The following is a 247-nucleotide window of genomic DNA, read 5'->3' as shown; positions in this document are numbered from 1 at the left end:
ATTTTGGCAATCTCCGCCCGCATAGAAACACGCAGCTTAGCATCCAAGTTAGACAAAGGCTCATCCATAAGGAAAACCTTTGCATCCCGAACAATAGCGCGTCCCATTGCTACCCGCTGACGCTGACCACCAGATAAATCAGCTGGCTTACGCTGCAAGAATTCCTTCAAGCCCAAGATTTCTGCTGCTTCATTGACCCGTTTGTCAATATCTTCCTTGCTGTACTTGCGCAGCTTGAGACCAAAAG

The 247-nt window shown here is 48.2% G+C and carries 1 protein-coding gene; it reads right to left on the bottom strand.

The genetic code is table 11. The features are described 5' to 3' along the window. Positions 1 to 247: ATP-binding cassette domain-containing protein (locus AX677_RS07605; protein WP_156445998.1), on the bottom strand; the 247-nt coding region annotated here is incomplete at both ends.

It is taken from the genome of Streptococcus sp. CCH8-C6 (assembly GCF_001557225.1).
Lineage (GTDB): Bacteria > Bacillota > Bacilli > Lactobacillales > Streptococcaceae > Streptococcus > Streptococcus sanguinis_C.
Note: the sequence above shows the minus strand (reverse complement) of the source record. Positions and strands in the feature narration are given on the sequence as shown.